The sequence below is a fragment of the Paenibacillus thiaminolyticus genome, assembly GCF_003591545.1.
Taxonomy (GTDB): Bacteria; Bacillota; Bacilli; order Paenibacillales; family Paenibacillaceae; genus Paenibacillus_B; species Paenibacillus_B thiaminolyticus_A.
Window position 1 is genome coordinate 128,563 of record NZ_QYZD01000005.1, and the last position, 18,068, is coordinate 146,630.

The 18,068-nt window shown below is 47.8% G+C and carries 10 protein-coding genes; all 10 read right to left on the bottom strand.

Annotated features, from left to right (window positions below; genetic code table 11):
- Positions 1 to 71: 71 nt before the first annotated feature.
- The gene (locus DQX05_RS08375) at positions 72 to 3,110 is read right to left on the bottom strand and encodes a YhgE/Pip domain-containing protein (RefSeq protein ID WP_119792602.1); all 3,039 of its coding nucleotides are present in this window, start codon (positions 3,108 to 3,110) and stop codon (positions 72 to 74) included.
- 454 nt (positions 3,111 to 3,564) lie between these two features.
- Entirely contained in the window at positions 3,565 to 4,005 is a 441-nt protein-coding gene (locus DQX05_RS08380; RefSeq protein WP_119792604.1) for a glycosyltransferase, read from the bottom strand.
- 181 nt (positions 4,006 to 4,186) lie between these two features.
- Positions 4,187 to 4,909 carry a response regulator gene (locus DQX05_RS08385; RefSeq protein WP_119792606.1) on the bottom strand — a complete coding sequence of 241 codons (723 nt, stop codon included), beginning with the start codon at positions 4,907 to 4,909 and terminating at the stop codon, positions 4,187 to 4,189.
- A 4-nt stretch (positions 4,910 to 4,913) separates the two neighbouring features.
- On the bottom strand, positions 4,914 to 6,074 hold the full coding sequence (locus DQX05_RS08390) for a sensor histidine kinase (protein WP_119792607.1): 1,161 nt from the start codon (positions 6,072 to 6,074) through the stop codon (positions 4,914 to 4,916).
- Positions 6,075 to 6,135: 61 nt separating this feature from the next.
- Positions 6,136 to 8,841, bottom strand: a complete 2,706-nt coding sequence (locus tag DQX05_RS08395) for a stalk domain-containing protein (RefSeq protein WP_119792609.1) — start codon at positions 8,839 to 8,841, stop codon at positions 6,136 to 6,138.
- 465 nt (positions 8,842 to 9,306) lie between these two features.
- Positions 9,307 to 13,284 carry an Ig-like domain-containing protein gene (locus DQX05_RS08400; RefSeq protein WP_119792611.1) on the bottom strand — a complete coding sequence of 1,326 codons (3,978 nt, stop codon included), beginning with the start codon at positions 13,282 to 13,284 and terminating at the stop codon, positions 9,307 to 9,309.
- A 145-nt stretch (positions 13,285 to 13,429) separates the two neighbouring features.
- Positions 13,430 to 14,632, bottom strand: coding sequence for a methionine adenosyltransferase (metK, locus tag DQX05_RS08405; RefSeq protein WP_119792613.1), 1,203 nt, complete (start codon positions 14,630 to 14,632; stop codon positions 13,430 to 13,432).
- A gap of 160 nt (positions 14,633 to 14,792) precedes the next feature.
- Positions 14,793 to 15,056, bottom strand: a complete 264-nt coding sequence (locus DQX05_RS08410; protein WP_119792615.1) for an alpha/beta-type small acid-soluble spore protein — start codon at positions 15,054 to 15,056, stop codon at positions 14,793 to 14,795.
- Between the two features lie 93 nt (positions 15,057 to 15,149).
- Complete coding sequence (locus tag DQX05_RS08415; RefSeq protein WP_119792616.1) at positions 15,150 to 15,395, bottom strand: hypothetical protein; 246 nt, start codon at positions 15,393 to 15,395, stop codon at positions 15,150 to 15,152.
- Between the two features lie 64 nt (positions 15,396 to 15,459).
- Positions 15,460 to 17,985, bottom strand: a complete 2,526-nt coding sequence (locus DQX05_RS08420; RefSeq protein ID WP_119792618.1) for a hypothetical protein — start codon at positions 17,983 to 17,985, stop codon at positions 15,460 to 15,462.
- Positions 17,986 to 18,068: the final 83 nt, after the last annotated feature.

Genomic DNA, 18,068 nt, shown 5'->3' on the forward strand with positions numbered 1-18,068 from the left:
CGCCTAGATTCAATGATTTACCTAGATTGTATACGATGAAGAGGAAATTGACAACCCTAATTTGGAAATATTTACAGCAGCTTACTCTTCTTCGCCTTCTGCAAAAATTTATCACTTGATTTATTAATCGTCTTTTTCAAGCCGACTCCCAGCACGAACGCAATCCCGATATAAATAAGCAGGATTAACATATGCTTCGTGACGACAGGCCACAGGATTCCCCCGACCGCTTCCCTCATAATCGTGATAGCATGGGTGAACGGTAAAAACGGATGCAGCTTCTGGAAGAAGGACGGTGTCATTTGAATCGGAAATGTCCCGCCGGAGCTCGCCAGCTGGAATACGAGCAGCACGATGGATAATGCCTTCCCGACATTCCCAAACACGGACACAAGCGTGTATACAATGGTAACGAATATAATACTGATGTATATCCCGAACAGGACAAACCAAAATTTATGAAGAACATAGGTTTTCAAAATAAACATATCGCCCAACGTGACAATCGTCGCCTGCCCGATACCCAGCGTGACAAACGTAAGCAGCCGGCCGAAATAAGCTTCATAGCTCTTGTACTCATGCTTATTCTCAATATCGACAATCAGCATCGAAATCAGGAGCAGCCCGCCGACCCATAGCGCCAACGTGGTGAAGAACGGCGACATCGCCGAACCATAGTTCGGAATCGGGAACAGCTCATGCTCTTTCAGCAGCACAGGCTCCGCGAAGAAATCACTTTCTTGCTCGACATCCCCAGTCAGCAGCTTGATGACTTCATCCAAATCGCCCGTTTCTTCAAAAGAACGAATTTTGGAGGCAATATCCCTTACCTTCCTGCTAAGTTCCGGGAACTCTCCGTTGATTTTGTCTAATTCCGTCTCGCCCAAGCGAACTTTATCCTTCACCTCGGCCAAGGCCGATTCGATTTTCGGAATCGCGCCGAACAATTCGTTTTCAATTTTCCGGACGAATTCCAATCCCTCTCTTGATTTTTCCATCGAACGGTGGAAAGCAGGGACGACATCCTTATCAATCGTCACAACCGCATCATCGATGGAGGCAGCCGCATCCTTCGTCACGGAGCTAATCTGAGTAAGCGTGTCTTTCGTTGGCTTATTCGCATCGCCGGCAAAATCGCTGGCCCGAAATAACGCATTCGATACATCTTCCATTCGTCTCTCTACGTTCCGAAGCTTCGCAATAACATCCTCAATCGCGCCGTCATCTACGGAGCGTTTCATGTTTTCCGCAACATCGATTAATTTACTTATCGCATTTCGGCTATCCTTCGTGCGCGCCGCCGCATTTCGAAGCTGATCTTCTACTTTATTAAAATCCTTGGCCAATAATTTATCCGTCAATTTCACGACGGAAACCGCGGCGTCCTGCAATTTGCTTGATTTTTCACGCGCCTCGTTAATGAGCTTCTCGATATTGCTGCGGTTTGTTTTAAATCCGGGAGCAATGACATTATCATAGCTGTCAGCCAACTGGCCGGCCATAATCTCCGCTTTGTCCAGAAATTTTCCAATCAGACTGCTCACAAGCTCCGGCACATTGTTGTTTTCAATTTCTTTATTGATTTTATCCAGCAGCTCTTGCAAGCTCCCCGCGTTCGTTTTCATGTTATTCAACATGTCAATGAGCCATTGATAATCCGTACCCGTTAATTTGGAGATGTCTTCTACTTTTTCTATCAGTTTATCGAGCGATCCCAAGCTATTTTCAAGTTGGCTTGCAGCTTCCGATAACGAGGCCGCAATCTCTTTCCATTTGTCAGCAATGGCGCTGCCATCTGCCTGCGCAAGCTGGTCCTTCGCCTTTTTGATCAGGTCTTGCACTTGGGTTAGTTGATCCCGGTATCGCTTGCCGGCCTGCTCCACATCATCCAGTGCCTTCGTCAGCGCGGGAACGATGCGATTATCCAGATCCGTTCGGAACTGTCCAATCAACTCATTGATTTTGATTGCCGTTCGCTGTATTTCCTTCAGCTTATCCACAGCAAGCTCTTTATTGTCGGCAACGGTACGGCGAGCTTTCTCCAATTGGCTATTTAAATCTTCCAATTTGTTTCTCATATCATAGAGTGAGGAGATCATGTCATTCATGACTCCGCCAGTGGTAAGGGAATGATTGACACCCTCGACTCTAGTAATTAGCTGCTGCAATGACCATATTCCCGCATTCACTTCATCGCTTTTTTTGCGCAGCTCCTGTTCCACGACGCGAAGATCAAGATTGGAATTAATCGCATCGGTCATGGCCGACATTTCGGACATCGTGTTTTGCAGGGCCTGCAGGTCCTTTTTGACCGTCGGGATGGTCTTCTCAAACGTTTCATCTCCCTTATCCAGGAGCCTTTCCACATCGGAATCAACCACATCTTTTTTATCTTTTTCGAAATCCTTGATTAAAGATAGGGCGGTTTCCGCTTTTTTGATAATGTCGTCCGCCTTAATTAAATCAACTTGACCCTTCCGAATCATGCTTTCAATTTCAGGAATGTTCTCTTCCAATTTGAAAAGATTATCCTTCATCTTCAAAATAGAAGGCTTGTTCCCTTCCAGCTCCACGCCAATCTCATTGAAAATATCAAAGATGGCGCCGTTGGCCTCTTTCACGAAATTGCTGCGGATCGTTGACGTTACGCCCGTCGCACCGGCCGATGTCACCTTTGGCGCGATGGCATTTACTTTTTCATTGATATAATAATCCAATTCCGCCTTCTCGGGATGACTCGATATGACCGAGGTGATTTTCTCAGAGAAATCCTCCGGAATGACGATGGCCGCATAATAATCCCCGTGGTTGACACCTTCCATCGCGTCCTCTTTATCTACAAACCGCCAACCTAATTTATCATTCTCCTTTAACGATTCGACGACCTTCCCGCCCACATCGATGCTTTTATCCTGGACTTCGGCGCCCTTATCCAGATTGACAACGGCTACAGCGACATCCTTCGTGTTGGCGTACGGATCCCAGGACGGAAGAATATTGAACCAGGCATATAAGGAAGGCAGAATGACTACCGCCAAGATGACAATAATTGCAGCCGGATTTTTCATAATGTTGCGAAGGTCTGTTATGTAAATTTTCAGTATATTCATCGTTCACCATACCCTATCTTAAGCTGTTAATGTAATGAATCATTTGCTATATAAATATTTCATGACTTTACAAAAAGCCACTCAGATGCCGCCATAGAGCCAAAATCCGGCGTGAATTCATCGTTATTTTCTCATCTCCAGAACCCCAGAACTAATTTGGATATTTAGTCAGTCATTCTAGCTATTATACTTGTTATAGTATCAAACTGCAAGGAGCCGCTTCTAAAATAGGTATGCAACTATCCGAATACCACTGTCTTATCAATCTCATAGAACAGAAAAAGATGCCTCCATGTACGCAAGCCTGCGTCAATAGGCTCACAGAAGCATCCTCTAACAATATGGCCTTATATCAACGTAACGCAACCCGGAATTGGTCCCGTTCGTTCAACACATTGCCTATCCGGGCTCTATTCTTCTGATTGTCCCGAACCATTTGCAGTTCATCACTTGTTCAGATAGCGCTTCCAGACATAAAAGGGACCTTACGCAGGTCCTCCGCCCGATTCAAGCGGACAACGACAAAAGCTGCTTCGGCCGGCTGGTTCGACTCCAGCTTATCCAATACCCGCTCCACTTCTTCAGGCGTTACAACATCCGCATTCCAGCTTATTCCCGCTCCCCGGACCGCACGCTCGGCGATTGCCAGCGTTGCGTCCGTCGATCCGCAGTCCAGCAGTGTCATATGCAGCTGGCACCCTCTTAACCAAGTATAGAAGCCAAAGGCCCGTACCATCCATTCGATGTGGCGTTCATCATTCTCGCTTACGATGACAACATGCATCCATGGCGCAGGACGAGAGCCCCGCATCAGCTTCTGCCACCCATGCGCGAGATGAACGGCCGCCACCGCCATCCCATAGCACCCGACAATCCAACATAGCATCGCGATCATGCGGCCACCTCCCTTTGTAACACTGTATGCCGAAGGAGATGGCAGGGTGACGGACAAGAATCGCGAATCTGTGCCGAGGGCATGAAAAAAGGACACACTTCCAGCGCCGGCAAGCCTTCTCGGCCTCAGTGCCGAGAAGCTTCGCTTGGAAATGCGTCCTCTCTTTTCATTACTACAACGATTACAAAGTGACCCAGCCGTTCTTAATGGAGTTAATGACCGCTTGCGTTCGATCGTCAACCTCCATTTTTTGCAGAATGCTGCTGACATGGTTCTTGACTGTCTTCTCGCTGATGAACAGGTATTCACCAATCATCTTATTGCTCTTGCCTTCAGCCATCAGACGGAGCACTTCCGCCTCACGGCGAGTAAGCGGGTTGTCTTCCGCCGCCACGAATCGCACGCCCGAATCATGTGAGGATTGGTTGCTCACGACGCCATGCCCATCCAGAAGCGTCATTCGCCGCAGCTGTTGAATCAGCTTGCCCGTCACCTTCGGATGAATGAACGCGTAGCCGCTGACGACCGAACGGATCGCGTTGATCAGCGACTCGGCTTCCATATCCTTGAGCAGGTAGCCAGATGCCCCCTTGCGCAGCGTCTCGAATACATAGCTCTCGTCGTCATGAATGGATAGAATGATGACTTTGACATCCGGGAAAATATCGCGAAGACGCTCGGTTGCGACGACGCCGTTCTCCACCGGCATATTGATGTCCATCAGGACGACGTCCGGCACTTCCTTGTTGCAGAATTCCACAACCTGAATCCCGTCGCCGCATTCCCCGATGACTTCCAGATCGTCCTCCATGTTCAAGATCCGCTTCAACCCTTCGCGAAAAAGCTGATGATCGTCAGCAAGGAGTACTTTGATGCTAGGCTTTTCCTGTGTTCGATGCTCCATAGATTTACTCCTCTCTCTTCTCCACATTTGTCGGAATTTGTATCACGATTCGCGTGCCGCGGTTCTCGGCAGAATAGATCTCCATGTGGCCTTCGAGCAGTTCGACACGCTCCTTCATCCCAAGCAGACCGAAATGCATATGTTCCTTCGACTTGACCTCCAGGGAATCCAGCTTGAAGCCGAATCCGTTATCCCGGATAACAACCCGTACCTCCTCCGGCTCATAGGTCAATTCACAGGTAACGTTCGTCGGATGCCCATGCTTGGCCGCATTGGTGAACGCCTCCTGCACCAGCCTGTAGATGGCCGCCTCCATCGCCGACTTCAACCGGCGTTCATGCCCCCGAATCTCGAAGGAGGTTCGAATCCGGTTCTTCTCTTCATAATCATGAATGAACTTGCGCAATGTCGGCACCAACCCCAAATCATCGAGGGCCATCGGCCGCAAATTGTATATAATCTTCCGGATTTCCTCCAGACCGAATCGCACTTGCGATCGTAAATCTACTATTTCGTTCTTCACCGATTGAAAATCCTGCTTCGTTATCATTCTTTCTACAATTTCCGTCCTCAGCACTAGATTGGCCAATGACTGAGCAGGACCGTCATGAATCTCCCGGGCGATTCGCTTGCGCTCCTCTTCCTGGGCCAGAATAATCTTCAGGCCGAGAAGCTGGCGATTCTTCGCTGATTCCAGAATGCGGGTCACTTGGCCCAGATCTCCGGACAGATATTCCAGCGCCACGCTCATCTGGGAACCAATCGTCTCCGCACGTTCAATCGATCCTTCCACGGCGCGCAGCCGCTTCTGCAGATCGTCCCTGCGGGTCTTCAGGTAGCCTTCCTTCTCACGGTATATCATCAGTTCCAGCTGCAACTGCGTTGCTTTCTCATAAGCTAGCTTAATATCCTCTTCCGTGTAGCGGACAAAGTCACGGCTTACCTCGGTCAAACGCAAACGAGCCAGACGATATTTCCGTTCCAGCTCGTCCACTTTATCGCAAATTTCCGCCGTCTGATTCAACACTTCCTGAAGCTCGTGACTCATCGTAATGGCTTCATTCCGGGAGGAATCCAATATTTCAAATATTTGATATTTGCTTTCTTCCATTACTTTGATGGCGTTCTTAATCACGCGATCAATGTTTCCGACCTGATTGTCCACTAACGCTCCGTCTCCTTGACTTTAGAGGATGAATTGGATATTCATCCTATATCATACCATATTAACGGATAGTAATGGACTTCGTTTTTTTATCCCATTTTACAGATAGGCCTAATTGTTCCGACACCAATCGCAGAGGGACTAAAGTACGACCTTGCCGGACAATCGGAGCGACATCGGACTTAGTTCTCTTCCCATTCTGAGAAAAAGACTTCTCTCCCACAGTCATCTCGATCATCGAATTGCCGCGCAGCGCAGTTACCCGCTTCGTCTTCGCATCCCAGCCAGTTTCTCCGCCGAACGCATCAATGATGGTGCGCACCGGTACGTAGGTGACGTTATTCAAGATTAACGGAGCGACATCCAGCTGCTTCTTCTCTCCGTTCAGTTGAGCTGTCTTGCTGCCTACCGTCAATTCCATCGTAGGGCGGTTCAAGACCGCATCCGTTCCGGCCGGAAGCTTGACGATAAGATTATCGATCGCAACTGTGCCCTGCGGCACCCGTTCATCTTGATCCTCTTTGGGATTATATAAATAAATGCGCTTCAGCTTCGCCGCGGATGACAGATTCAGAGCGGCCAGGTCGGCCTCTACCGTCTTCCAGCCCTCCCAGTTCACCGACTCCACGACACTGATGTAGTGCGCCTTGGAGCCGTCATGAATCTCCATACGCAAATTGTTGAAGCTGTTATCTCCATATACATCCAGCTTCATTCCGCTCGTTCCCGCCGGAAGTGTGATGCCAGTGCTGCCGTTCAGTTCCGCATAGGCGAACTTGTCGCCGCTTCCGGACGTCATGTCATAGGACAGCTTCAGCACCTTGTCATTGGCAGAGCGGCCGCCAAATCCGCCCTCCACCGTCACCTTGCCGGTTGTCGCGTTCTTCGGCAAGCCAGAGAACGATACCGGATAGCTGACTGCATTGAAGTCTTCCAGCTTCTTCTCCGCTCCCGGAGTGAGCGGAATCATCGTCCGCACGCCATCATAGCTCGCAATGGCGTACCCGATCTTGCCGCCCTCTGGCACGGAATCGACTTGAAGAACGCCGTCGGTTACCGTCCCCTTGAATCCGCGCAGCTCCCATTCGACGGATCTGGTCGGCAGTGTTGCGGTACTGCCATCCTGCAGCGTCACTTTGACCGGCAGCGTAGTCTTCGTCCCGGCGACCAGAGGCGCCGAAGAAGCGGCAATGCGGATTTCATCGACCTGATCCGCCCCGATAACCTGTACCTTCTGCGTCGTCTTCGCTCCGCCGGACGTCGCCGTTACCTCTGCGGTTCCGGACTTCATCGCTGTGAAGGCGGAGCCGTTCCATTTCAGCTTGTCATTGCTGGAGCTCCACTTGATGTCAGCGTTCGAAGCATCAACCGGATTGTAATACTGGTCATAGGCCTTCAAGCTAAAGGTTGCTTGCTGGCCGATGAACAGCGTCTTGTCTCCGGCCAAGGTCATTCCCTTGATTTCTCCCTTCGGAGCGGTTGTATACACGCCGATTCCATTGACGACCGAGCGGATATTATTGCCGCCTTCCTTCGTCTCGAAGGTCAGCTTCGTCTCCGTCTCGCCCAGCGGGCGGTTGGCCATCGTCGTCGATCCGCCCCCGTCCAGGTTGACCGCTCGCCATATACCGGCCTCTGCCAAGGCTTGCTGGAATTCCTTCAACGTCAAGCCCGAGCTGACGCTGTTCGATTGAGCCGTTACGAGGTAGGCATAGCGCCCGTCCTTCGAGTAACCGATTGCCGTTCTTGCCGTTGCCGATCCGCCGCTGATTCCGCTCGTATCGCGGGTGAAGCTGACCGTCTTGCCATTGTCGACAAGCAAGGTATGCCCGCTTATCATCATCTGGAAGGAGGAAGGATCAACCGACTGGCCATTGCTCTGCGCGATAAGATGATAATCCGCCTCCACGCTCGCCCCGACCTGCAGATTATTCCGTATGAACTGCGCCGCCGTTCCATGACCGCGCAAAATATAGCCATCCTTCGGAACCTCTATCGGCAGCGCCCCCGATTCCGATATTTGTTCCACCACGCCGTTCCGGACCAGCGCCTCGGTCGGGGTCGTCGAGGTATCATTCGGACGGACCGTTCCCTTCCATGCGCTCGTATAAATATAGAGCGCGTTGAGATGGCTGTGCTCGCCGCCCGGCTCCTTATTATATTTCATCTTGTTAATTCCCGAGAGCGGAAACGTCTGGCCATCCGCCAGCTGGATGCTGCCATCGAACCGATATTGATCGATAGTCGGCGTGCCGTCCTGCTTGACCGCAAAGGCATACATGCCCGTCAGCTCCGCAGGGCTCGTGATCAGAACCCCATCATCAATCGAGGCGCCCATCGGTACGCGATCCGAGCTCATCATCCAGAAGTCTCCGTTTACGCCGGCAACAGCGCCGGTTTCCTTCGTCATCCGCGTTACAGTCTGGCCCACCGCCGTCTGACCGTTCTGGCCTGTCATGACATCTAGCTTAATATACGGATTTTTCAGATCCGCCTCAATGATATTGAGAATGGTCGTATACGTCTTACTATTGCGAACCGTCGTATATTGATAGGTTACGAGCTTCGCCCCCGAGGTGATAATCTCCTCGCTCACCTTCTTGAGCGACTGCACAGATCCGCTCGCTTCAACGACCGCTGGAGCTCCCCAACCCCAGCCGGCTGCCGGCTGCATCAACAGTGCTCCCGACAACACCAACACAACGGCTACCCGGACACCCGGGTGCCGCTTCGGCATCCGCCCATCGGATGCTTCGATTCTCTTCATGTTTCTACTCTCCCATTTCCTTGCTAGTATGTAATATAACAACTATGAAGACAACACTACCTATAAACTCTATTAGAGGAAGTTCAAAAAGCCGCTTTTGATCACGACGTAATTCTGGATGTCACTCGGCATCGAATCTCGCATTCACTCTCAACAAGCGTATGCTTCCGAAGTATGTTTCCTGCGGAAACATTGTAGCTGCTCATGTAGTCCTGCCTACACTGCGCTGCTCCTTACAAGTTTTGCGGAGCAAAACTCGCTACGAAAGCATCAGCTTCGAGTTCTTGCAACCTTCTTGGTGCTGAAAACCGGCTTTTTGAACCTACAGCTACTACATATAGACGACTCTATTCTACTAAAAGTTGCGTTTCTGTAACCAAATATCCTATATTTCCCGGGACATATAACGACAAAAAGCCCCATCCTCTGTTCCCGACAAAGGATGGGGCTCTGAATTATAGTAAATTAGAAGCTTATCGTAATATGATCGATGGAAAGCAACAACCGGCGCAGCAGGACAGCCGCTTGCGCTCTCGTTGCAGAACCTTTCGGATCGAATCTGTCCCGCTTTACGCCTTGAATCAGTCCCGACTGGACAGCTTGAGCCACGGTTGGAGCTCCAAGTCTAGTAATCTGGTTGCTATCTTTGAATACGCTGAGCACCGTCGTTGTCGACCGAGGCAGAACATGTCCAGCAGCTTCTGACGCCCGCACCATCATCTGTGTCAGTTGCTCTCGGGTGATACTGTCGTTCGGCTTGAAGGTGCCGTCCGGGAACCCGCTGATAATGCCTGCTTTGATCGCTGCGCCGATATAGGCGCCGTTGATCGTGGAATTGCTCACATCCGGGAAGCGTCTGGCCGCTTCCGCATTCGGTTCTAATCCGAGAGCCCGTGAGATGGCAACGGCGAATTCCTCCCGCGTAATCGGCTTGTTCGGTTCGAACTTCGTGCTGCTGCGTCCTTCCATAATCATCTTGGCCGACATCGCTATCATATCATTGTTAGCCCAATGGCTCGTCACATCGACATAGACTTTGTTGCCAATCGTCAACACGGCAAGCACGCTCTTCTTCACCTTGGTTACGCCAACCGTGACCGTACCGGAGCGGTACAGCTTCGTTGGAAGATAGGCGAGCTGGCTGTTGCTCGTCTGATACTCGACAATCGCGGTCCGGTTGGCCGGTACCGAATCCGTTGTTCTAATTTTAATGACGGCTTCCATCTGTAACTCGGTCAATCCGCTGACCTGGCTACCGGAATAGCCGTATAACGTAAACTGATGCGCCTGCACTAACGCCGTCGCCTGCAACCGGCTCAACGCACTCACGATGTTGGTCTGCTGCGCTTGGGCCGGCTCAATCTCGATGAGCAGCGAAGAGTTCGAGATCGACCCTTTCAAGCTCTGCACAATCTGAATTATCGAATCGCGGCTAATCGTGATGCCGTACAGCGTGTTCCCATACTTGATAGCGAACAGCACCGGCTCCGTCGTAATATATGCGGAGTCGAATGCACTCAACGGAATGGACACCCGTGCCGCTGTCTCTCCCGAAGGCACTTCATACATCAGCTGCTTATCCGCGCCGCCCGAGGTTGCCACGAATTGGAATGCGGTCTTCAGCTTGCTCGCATCCAGCGTATAGCGGTTCACCACCTGCCCGCTAGTGGTGCGGTCTGAGGACTTCTGTGCCGCATCATCCACGAGCACGAACATGGAGTCAATGAAGGACGTATCCTTCGCCAGCTTGACGAAATTGGCCCCTGCCAAGTCCTCTAGGCTAACCGTCACATTCATATTGCTGATGGCCTTAATCTCTACGCCCGATGTCGAGCGGATCGGCTTCGCTCCGCCGGTATTATAAGTCACCGTCAGTTCATCCGTCTTCGCCGGAGGATTCAACAGCTCAATGGTGACCTTAGTGCCGCTAACAGTCACTTGTCTTACCGACAGCAGCTGGCTGCCTGCACGCACATAGAATGGTCCGTTAGACGAGAACTGCATGCTCTCCAGTGTCTTGTTGAACGTCAACACGATCGAAGGAGAGGTCCAATTCGCCGATTGCACGACTGGCGTGTCGCTGTCCGTCGTATTGCCGACAGAGATGAGATTCAGGTTCACGGCATAATTGCTATTCAAGTCCCTTAATGGCGGATTACCTCTTACATAGGACACTGTAACGATATCGGTCTTGAGCACACCCGATTGCAGCGTCAGGAACACCTGATTCTCCTTAATCTCAACCTTAGTCACATAGCGGGCTTTTTCGTTCACAAGGACTGAGAAATGGCTCACCAACGGAATCGAGTTTTTGTCTAGCGCTTTATTGTATGTCAGCGTTAGCCGATTTCCGCTAACGCCTGTCTCCGTTAACTGCGGCGGCTGCCGATCATGGCTGTTGCGCACAAAGACGCCTTCGAAGGCCGGAATCTGTCCACCACGCGTATCCTCAAGCGGATAACTGCCTGGCGTGTAGCTGATCTTGATTACATCACCATCCGAAGCATACCGATTCAGCGTGAGGTAGATGTACGACCCGCTGTTAGTAATTTTATCTACGCCAACGGTAGAACCATTGAACGTGACGGTGAACTGGCTGTATGCATGAGTAGACACGCTCTTAATAGACTCATTTAGAGAAATAGTTAACCTATCATTATAGATATAGCTTTCTCTTACATTGGACAGAGACGTGTTCACACTGTTCTCTACATTGCGGGCACTGAAAGCCGCAGCCACATTGCCCAACGTATCACGTACAAGACGGAATCGTCCGGCATAACTGATTCGGACATCCTGCCCAACAGACACGCCGCTTTCCAAAGAAACAAATACATAGTTACCTAATGTATAGGCATTCGATACCCGACGCTCCTGATTATTCACAGTAACGGTAAATTCATTTGTAGGAGGGCTTACATTCGAATCTAGCTCTTTATTATAACGCACCTGTATAACCGTACTATTGTACATCTTTATGTCTTCAATTGCCGGCGGATTACGATCGGTTAATCCGGTCGAGAAAGTCCATACATTTGTAATTCCTTGAAACTCATTTCCGGAGCGATCCTTTACCGCTGCGCGTGCAATATTTACCGTATAGACGGTATTATCCTGCAGTTTGTTTTTCGGGACAATTTTAAGTTCTCTGTCACCTTTTACGGTAACTTCTATCGTTTCTTTCACCGATGATCCTTGGCGAATCAGTTCCACGCCGTTCCCGCTATATACAATCGGCTTGTTGAATGTGGCGATAAGCTCCTTCGACGTTGATACGCCAACACTACTGCGAGAAGGATCATATGATGAGATAACCGGGGCCGAAGTATCTGCGGCAACCGTCTGGAATGGCCATGATTGCTTCGTTATGAAGTAACCGTCTACATTGCGAAAAGCCCCGTCCGGAATTTCGACAGTATAGTTTTGATTTTTAGCCAGATTTTTCAACGACCGCGATTGAATCGTATTTGTGCCTCCGCCTGTCAAAGCCGTTACCGGGATGCTGTCCTTAATCGTTCCATCTGACGCTTTTATCAAAATTTCGCCGCTGCCTTGATATGCCGGCTTATCAAATGTAAGTTCCAAACGGCTACTCTCGGATACGCCAGATCCCTCCGGAGCCTTCTTCACGAGTTGGGGCGGGGATGTATCAATCCCGCGTTTTGTCTCAAAAAACCATGACGCCTCATCCGGGTATCCCGATACCGCAATATCCTCATCATCCACAAATGGATTATTAACCATCTTGACATAATAAGCTGTACCTGCATCCAATTTATTATTTTCCGTGAATGAATAGGTAGCCACTAACCTGTTCGTTTCCAACACAAAGTCAGAAGCCTTCAGAGTTCTTACCGGTGTGCTATTATTATAAGTAAATACCTGAATTGTTCCCGAACTAGCTTTTACCGGTTGCTTAAAGGTGACTTTTAGAGTTGGAGTTACGCTGACATCCTTCTCCTTATTCGGAAATACAGCTTCCACACCTGGCGCAGATTTGACCGTAAAAGACCAGTTCTTCCCGATAAGGATCGGTTGGTTGGTCGCGTTATCTTCAAATGTGGCATCTATCGTAACCTGGTAAGTTACTCCCAACTCCAAGGCAGGTCCATTTTGCAATTTAAAGGTTAACTCATCGCTTGATACGACCTTTCCCATCCCCGAGCTTCCATCTTTATTAAAATATTGCGGGGCTCCTCCCTCTTTCATTACTACGATATGTCCAGCTACCATGGTCATTCGTTCTGGAAACTTAATGCTGATCTCTGACTTCAGCGGGACATTCCGTTCGTTTGGTGCCGGCGAGACAGTAACCTGATCTGCCGACAGATTGCTGACTATAGTCGGATTGATTGTATCCGCTTGAACGATTCCGGGTCCCCATCCTATCGCTCCACTTATTAGTATCACGATGGCAAGTAAGGCCGATAGCCATCTATTCATTTCTGTTTGCTCCTTTCCTTCCGAGAGACAGTTGTACTTTATTTGTCGGTCAGTAAGGGCGATTTTTTTAGAACCAATGTAAGTTACCTATGAAAACAAAAAACCTTCCTCCGCTTGATATAGCAGAAGAAGGTTTTCAAATTCATTATGCTCCAGCTTGCTCGCGGAGCGCATCGGCTTTGTCGGTACGTTCCCACGGAAGATCTACATCCGTACGTCCGAAGTGGCCGTAAGCAGCCGTTTGCTTGTAGATCGGACGACGCAAGTCCAGCATGCCGATAATTCCGGTCGGGCGTAAATCGAAGTTGGTTTTAATAAGTTCAACGAGCTTTTCTTCACTTACTTTGCCCGTGCCGTAAGTATCTACACTGATCGACACCGGATTCGCTACGCCGATGGCGTAAGCCAGTTGAATCTCGCATTTATCTGCCAAGCCAGCCGCGACGATGTTTTTAGCCACATAGCGGGCCGCATACGCCGCAGAACGGTCAACCTTGGTCGGATCCTTGCCGGAAAATGCACCGCCGCCATGGCGGGCATAACCGCCGTACGTATCGACGATGATTTTACGTCCGGTCAATCCGGCATCGCCTTGAGGACCTCCAATAACAAATCGTCCGGTCGGGTTAATAAAGTATTTCGTATTCTCGTCCAGCCACTCAGCCGGCACGGCAGGCGTTATAACCTGTTCACGAATATCTTTCTGGATTTGTTCCAGCGTCGCTTCTTCCGCATGCTGCGTCGATACGACAATCGTGTCTACACGAACTGGCTTGCCATCCATATATTCAATCGTAACTTGCGTTTTACCGTCAGGACGAAGGTAAGGCAGCGTTCCGTGTTTACGCACCTCGGACAGACGGCGTGCAATCCGGTGAGACAGCGCAATCGGCAGCGGCATTAATTCCGGCGTCTCATTGGAAGCGAAGCCGAACATCAAGCCTTGGTCTCCCGCTCCGATATTGGCTGTCTCTTGTTGCATTTCGCTTTCGTTACGAGTTTCAATCGCTGCATTCACCCCTTGGGCGATATCAGGGGATTGCTCATTGAGCGAGGTCAATACGGCACACGTATTATAATCGAAGCCGTACTTGGCACGTGTATATCCGATCTCCTTAATGGTATTCCGGACAATGGATGGAATATCCACATAATCCGCCTTGGTGCTGATTTCACCGATTACAAGTACCAATCCCGTCGCAACGGATACTTCACATGCAACCCGAGCGTTCGGATCATTAGCCAAAAAGGCGTCCAACACCGCATCGGAAATCTGGTCGCATATTTTATCCGGATGTCCTTCGGTGACGGACTCGGATGTAAACAGATGGCGTCCTTTCAATGACATAGGACTCGACCTCCTAACCCTTAATATGGCTCCCTCGTGAGCAGCCTAAACAAAAAATGAACCTTTTCCTTGATGGAAAAGGTTGTTATACCAGCCTTCGAAAAATCATATTACTGTATTTGTCGGGTCCTGTCAATGAATGAACAAAAAGTTCTTCTTCCTATTTTTGCCGCAATGCATGGGTAACGAGACGTTTCGTAATTTCACCGCCAACAGAGCCTGCATCACGGGAAGTCAGATGCCCCCAGTCATCGCGATGGGCCGCCGGTTGGGCGGGCATGCTACCCAGTTCAGATGCAAATTCCGCATCCATCCCCAAGTGCACGCCTTGGTGAGCCACAGGCAGTCCGAATTCGGCAGCGATCTCATACTTCATTTGATAAAGTGCATTTTTACTGTCAGGAACCAGCTTTTTTCTCGCCACGGAATGATTCCTCCTTCAGGTATTGTTATACCTATTATGCTCATCAAGAACCGAACCACCCGCAGGAAATGTTGCCCGCCCTGCCAGCTCATGTTAAATTATAGTTACAACTTCCAAATCCGCTTCCGCAGCAGTCTGGCCTCCGTTCGTTACCCCACCGCCTTTGCCAAGTTCCACCAGAACAATGGGTTTTACCTTCTCGTCAACATAACTTTTGGTAACCAATGTTCCAGGTGTAGTCGGCTCAGCTCCGCTTGCATTGACTCCCCATACCGAACCAAGAATGACTCCACCTGTTAGCATCGCTCCTACCATGACCACCTTTACGTACTTTTTCATAAAGACCTCCTTTTTATTTGCGTTTATTAAAAAAATCCCCTCATGAAGAGGGGATTCCGAGAGCTTATTTCCCAAGAATCGTGCTGTAGTAAAAACCTTGATTTGCTAATGGAATTTTTTGACCTTCAAATTTATCATGAATATAGATTTTGAATGAACCGCCCTTTATCTTTTCAAATACGCTTCCATCAAAGGACACTGTGCCATGTTGATTAGCTCCTTCTTTAAGATCGTTTTCGAATGTCAGTTCCTTCTCAAAGGACGTATTCGTAGACGTATCAACTAATTCCATGACTAATTTATGCTTGAATTCTCCCATCTCAAGCTCGTTATCTCGTTTAAGATTATAATCAAATTCAACCCGTACGCCAGTATCACTTAATGCACCATAAACATTTTTAATGCTTAAAGTGTATGGGAAAAGTTCAATGTTATACAAGTCCGGCTTCATTTGTGGCTGTTTAAATAATAGGTCCATTTGAACCGCATTAATGTAAGCAGTTGCTTCCTCTTTTGGTGCGGTAAACTTATCATTCGTCGTTCCCTCACCAATAATCAGGGTCATGTCTTCTGTGCTTAAATTTCTTGGCAACTTGGACCAAGCAACCACTAAATTTCTACCTTCCGGAGTCGTTGCCTTGTCTACTTGGATCATGTCAGCCTTATAATATTGTCCATCCTTGGACTTATAATAAGCTACCATTTGAGACAAATCAGCTTGTCTCTTTTCCATGTTCTTCATTTCTAATTCAGTGTAGACAATGTTTGACGATGTTCCAGGATAAACTTGAGTGTTTCGAACCTTAAGTTCAGCATTTCTTCCCTGTGTTTTTATTTCATGCACAGAGCCATTCGCTACCGTTGGAATTTCTTTTAGTTCTCCATAATTCATAAATTCAAAAAATTCCAAAGATTGATTGTCAGAGAATTTCTCTAATAAAGCAACTTGAATTTGGTTGTAATCTAAATAGTAAGGAATCTTCGTTACTACGTAGAGATCCAAACTTGCTTTTGGCCCGATGATCATAGACGAATCTGCAGAGATGAGCTTTGACTCTCCACTTGTGCTCGCAGAGTCAATTTTAAATACTCCCTCTATTTTAGGAAGCTGAACTGTCGAATTTCCCTTGTTTCTAATGCTTACCTTAGCCGATAGCATATCTCCATCTACCCAAGGTAAACGCTGGATATTTTCTAATGAGAGACCAAATGTCCCGTATTTATTCTCAACATGATACTCCTGTCCGATCGAGTTATTCATCAAAATCGGAGAAGGCACTTTATATATTCCTACAGGGTACTCATATTGGGTTTCTTTGGACTCAGAATCCGCTGGTTGATTGACATAAAGCGTTAACTTGTTTAAATCTACTTCTTTAGGCACCTCGACATTAAGGCGAATGCTCATCTTATCCTTGGACTTGATAGTCAAATTTTCTAGCTGTTTTGTGTCAATAGGATATTGATGATTGTCTTTCGTGAACAAAACAAATTTGTAATCAGGTATTTTAACCGATTTCGATCCAATATTTTCGATATTAAAGTTGATTACTACATTATTTTTATCGGTTCCGTGAAGGGCCCATGATGTCTGAATTTGGGTTTGAAGCTTTGTATTATCTACAGTTATAAGCTTAGTTTCATACTCATCCGTTGAAGTATTTTGAGAGTTTGCTTTTGGAAGTTGAAAAGTTGCCGTAGCAATATCTGCTTTCAACATTTCATCTTCTTTCAAAACTTGAAGCTCCAAATTGGCGAGATCAATTCCTTTTGGAATTTTCGTCATGAAACTAAGAGATTTTTTTTCATTTGGACGTAATTTCAAATCTGTACTTGCTCCATCGGCGACTAGAGGATAATTGGCCCCTTTGCTAGAACGAATAACAAATTTAGTCTTTAGGTCTTCAAGGACTTTATAACCTGTATTCTCAAAATTCAAGGTCACATTTACAAAATTATAATCTTCATTTGCAAAAGTAATAAATTCCCCAACGCTAACCTTTACAGGAATCTCATTGATGTTTACTGTTCGTGATTTTCCAGTTGGAGTCGAAGTAACATAATTTGCAGGAATCGAAAAAGAACCTAATTGTTTCTCAAAATTAGGTTTACTAAAATCCCACTTAAGAAAAGTGAAATTTAAGTCGGTTGCCTTTAAATGACGTGCAATTTTTGAATAGTAAGTAACACTTAATTGTGATTTTGGAGGAACCTTATTTACATCTTTATCACTTGTCACTAAGCTCGAACTATATACCGTCCCGCTTTTTGTTTTTACTCGTGTCCAATAATCAATTAATGGCATAGTTGTATTCTCATTATTATAGTAAGTCAACGTGTACGTTAGAATGTTAGTATTTTCTTGAGAGACAATATTTACATCTGTTAACTTTACGTAGCTTTTCGAAGTAATGTTAACCGGTTTGATGTCTGCCAAAGTATGTACTACAGGTGCTTTTTGTTGATTATTAGCGCTTGAACTTGTTTTTGCTTGAGCAGCTGAAGCATTCTCAGATAACATTAAGAAAGAGCTAGTTTGCGTCAAAACCAATGAGGCAGCTAATATTATTGCAAACGTATTTTTTTTCAATTACGAAACCTCCATTTTAAAATCTTCTTATACCATTAAACGCACCAGTCTATAAGAAAGTTTCGTTTTTTTTGTCAAAAGGA

What these genes read in the sequence shown, in the direction of transcription:
- DQX05_RS08400 (WP_119792611.1), bottom strand. Translation starts at nt 13,284, where the DNA reads ATGAATAGATGGCTATCGGCCTTACTTGCCATCGTGATACTAATAAGT.
- metK (WP_119792613.1), bottom strand. Translation starts at nt 14,632, where the DNA reads ATGTCATTGAAAGGACGCCATCTGTTTACATCCGAGTCCGTCACCGAA.
- DQX05_RS08380 (WP_119792604.1), bottom strand. Translation starts at nt 4,005, where the DNA reads ATGATCGCGATGCTATGTTGGATTGTCGGGTGCTATGGGATGGCGGTG.
- DQX05_RS08415 (WP_119792616.1), bottom strand. Translation starts at nt 15,395, where the DNA reads ATGAAAAAGTACGTAAAGGTGGTCATGGTAGGAGCGATGCTAACAGGT.
- DQX05_RS08385 (WP_119792606.1), bottom strand. Translation starts at nt 4,909, where the DNA reads ATGGAGCATCGAACACAGGAAAAGCCTAGCATCAAAGTACTCCTTGCT.
- DQX05_RS08375 (WP_119792602.1), bottom strand. Translation starts at nt 3,110, where the DNA reads ATGAATATACTGAAAATTTACATAACAGACCTTCGCAACATTATGAAA.
- DQX05_RS08395 (WP_119792609.1), bottom strand. Translation starts at nt 8,841, where the DNA reads ATGAAGAGAATCGAAGCATCCGATGGGCGGATGCCGAAGCGGCACCCG.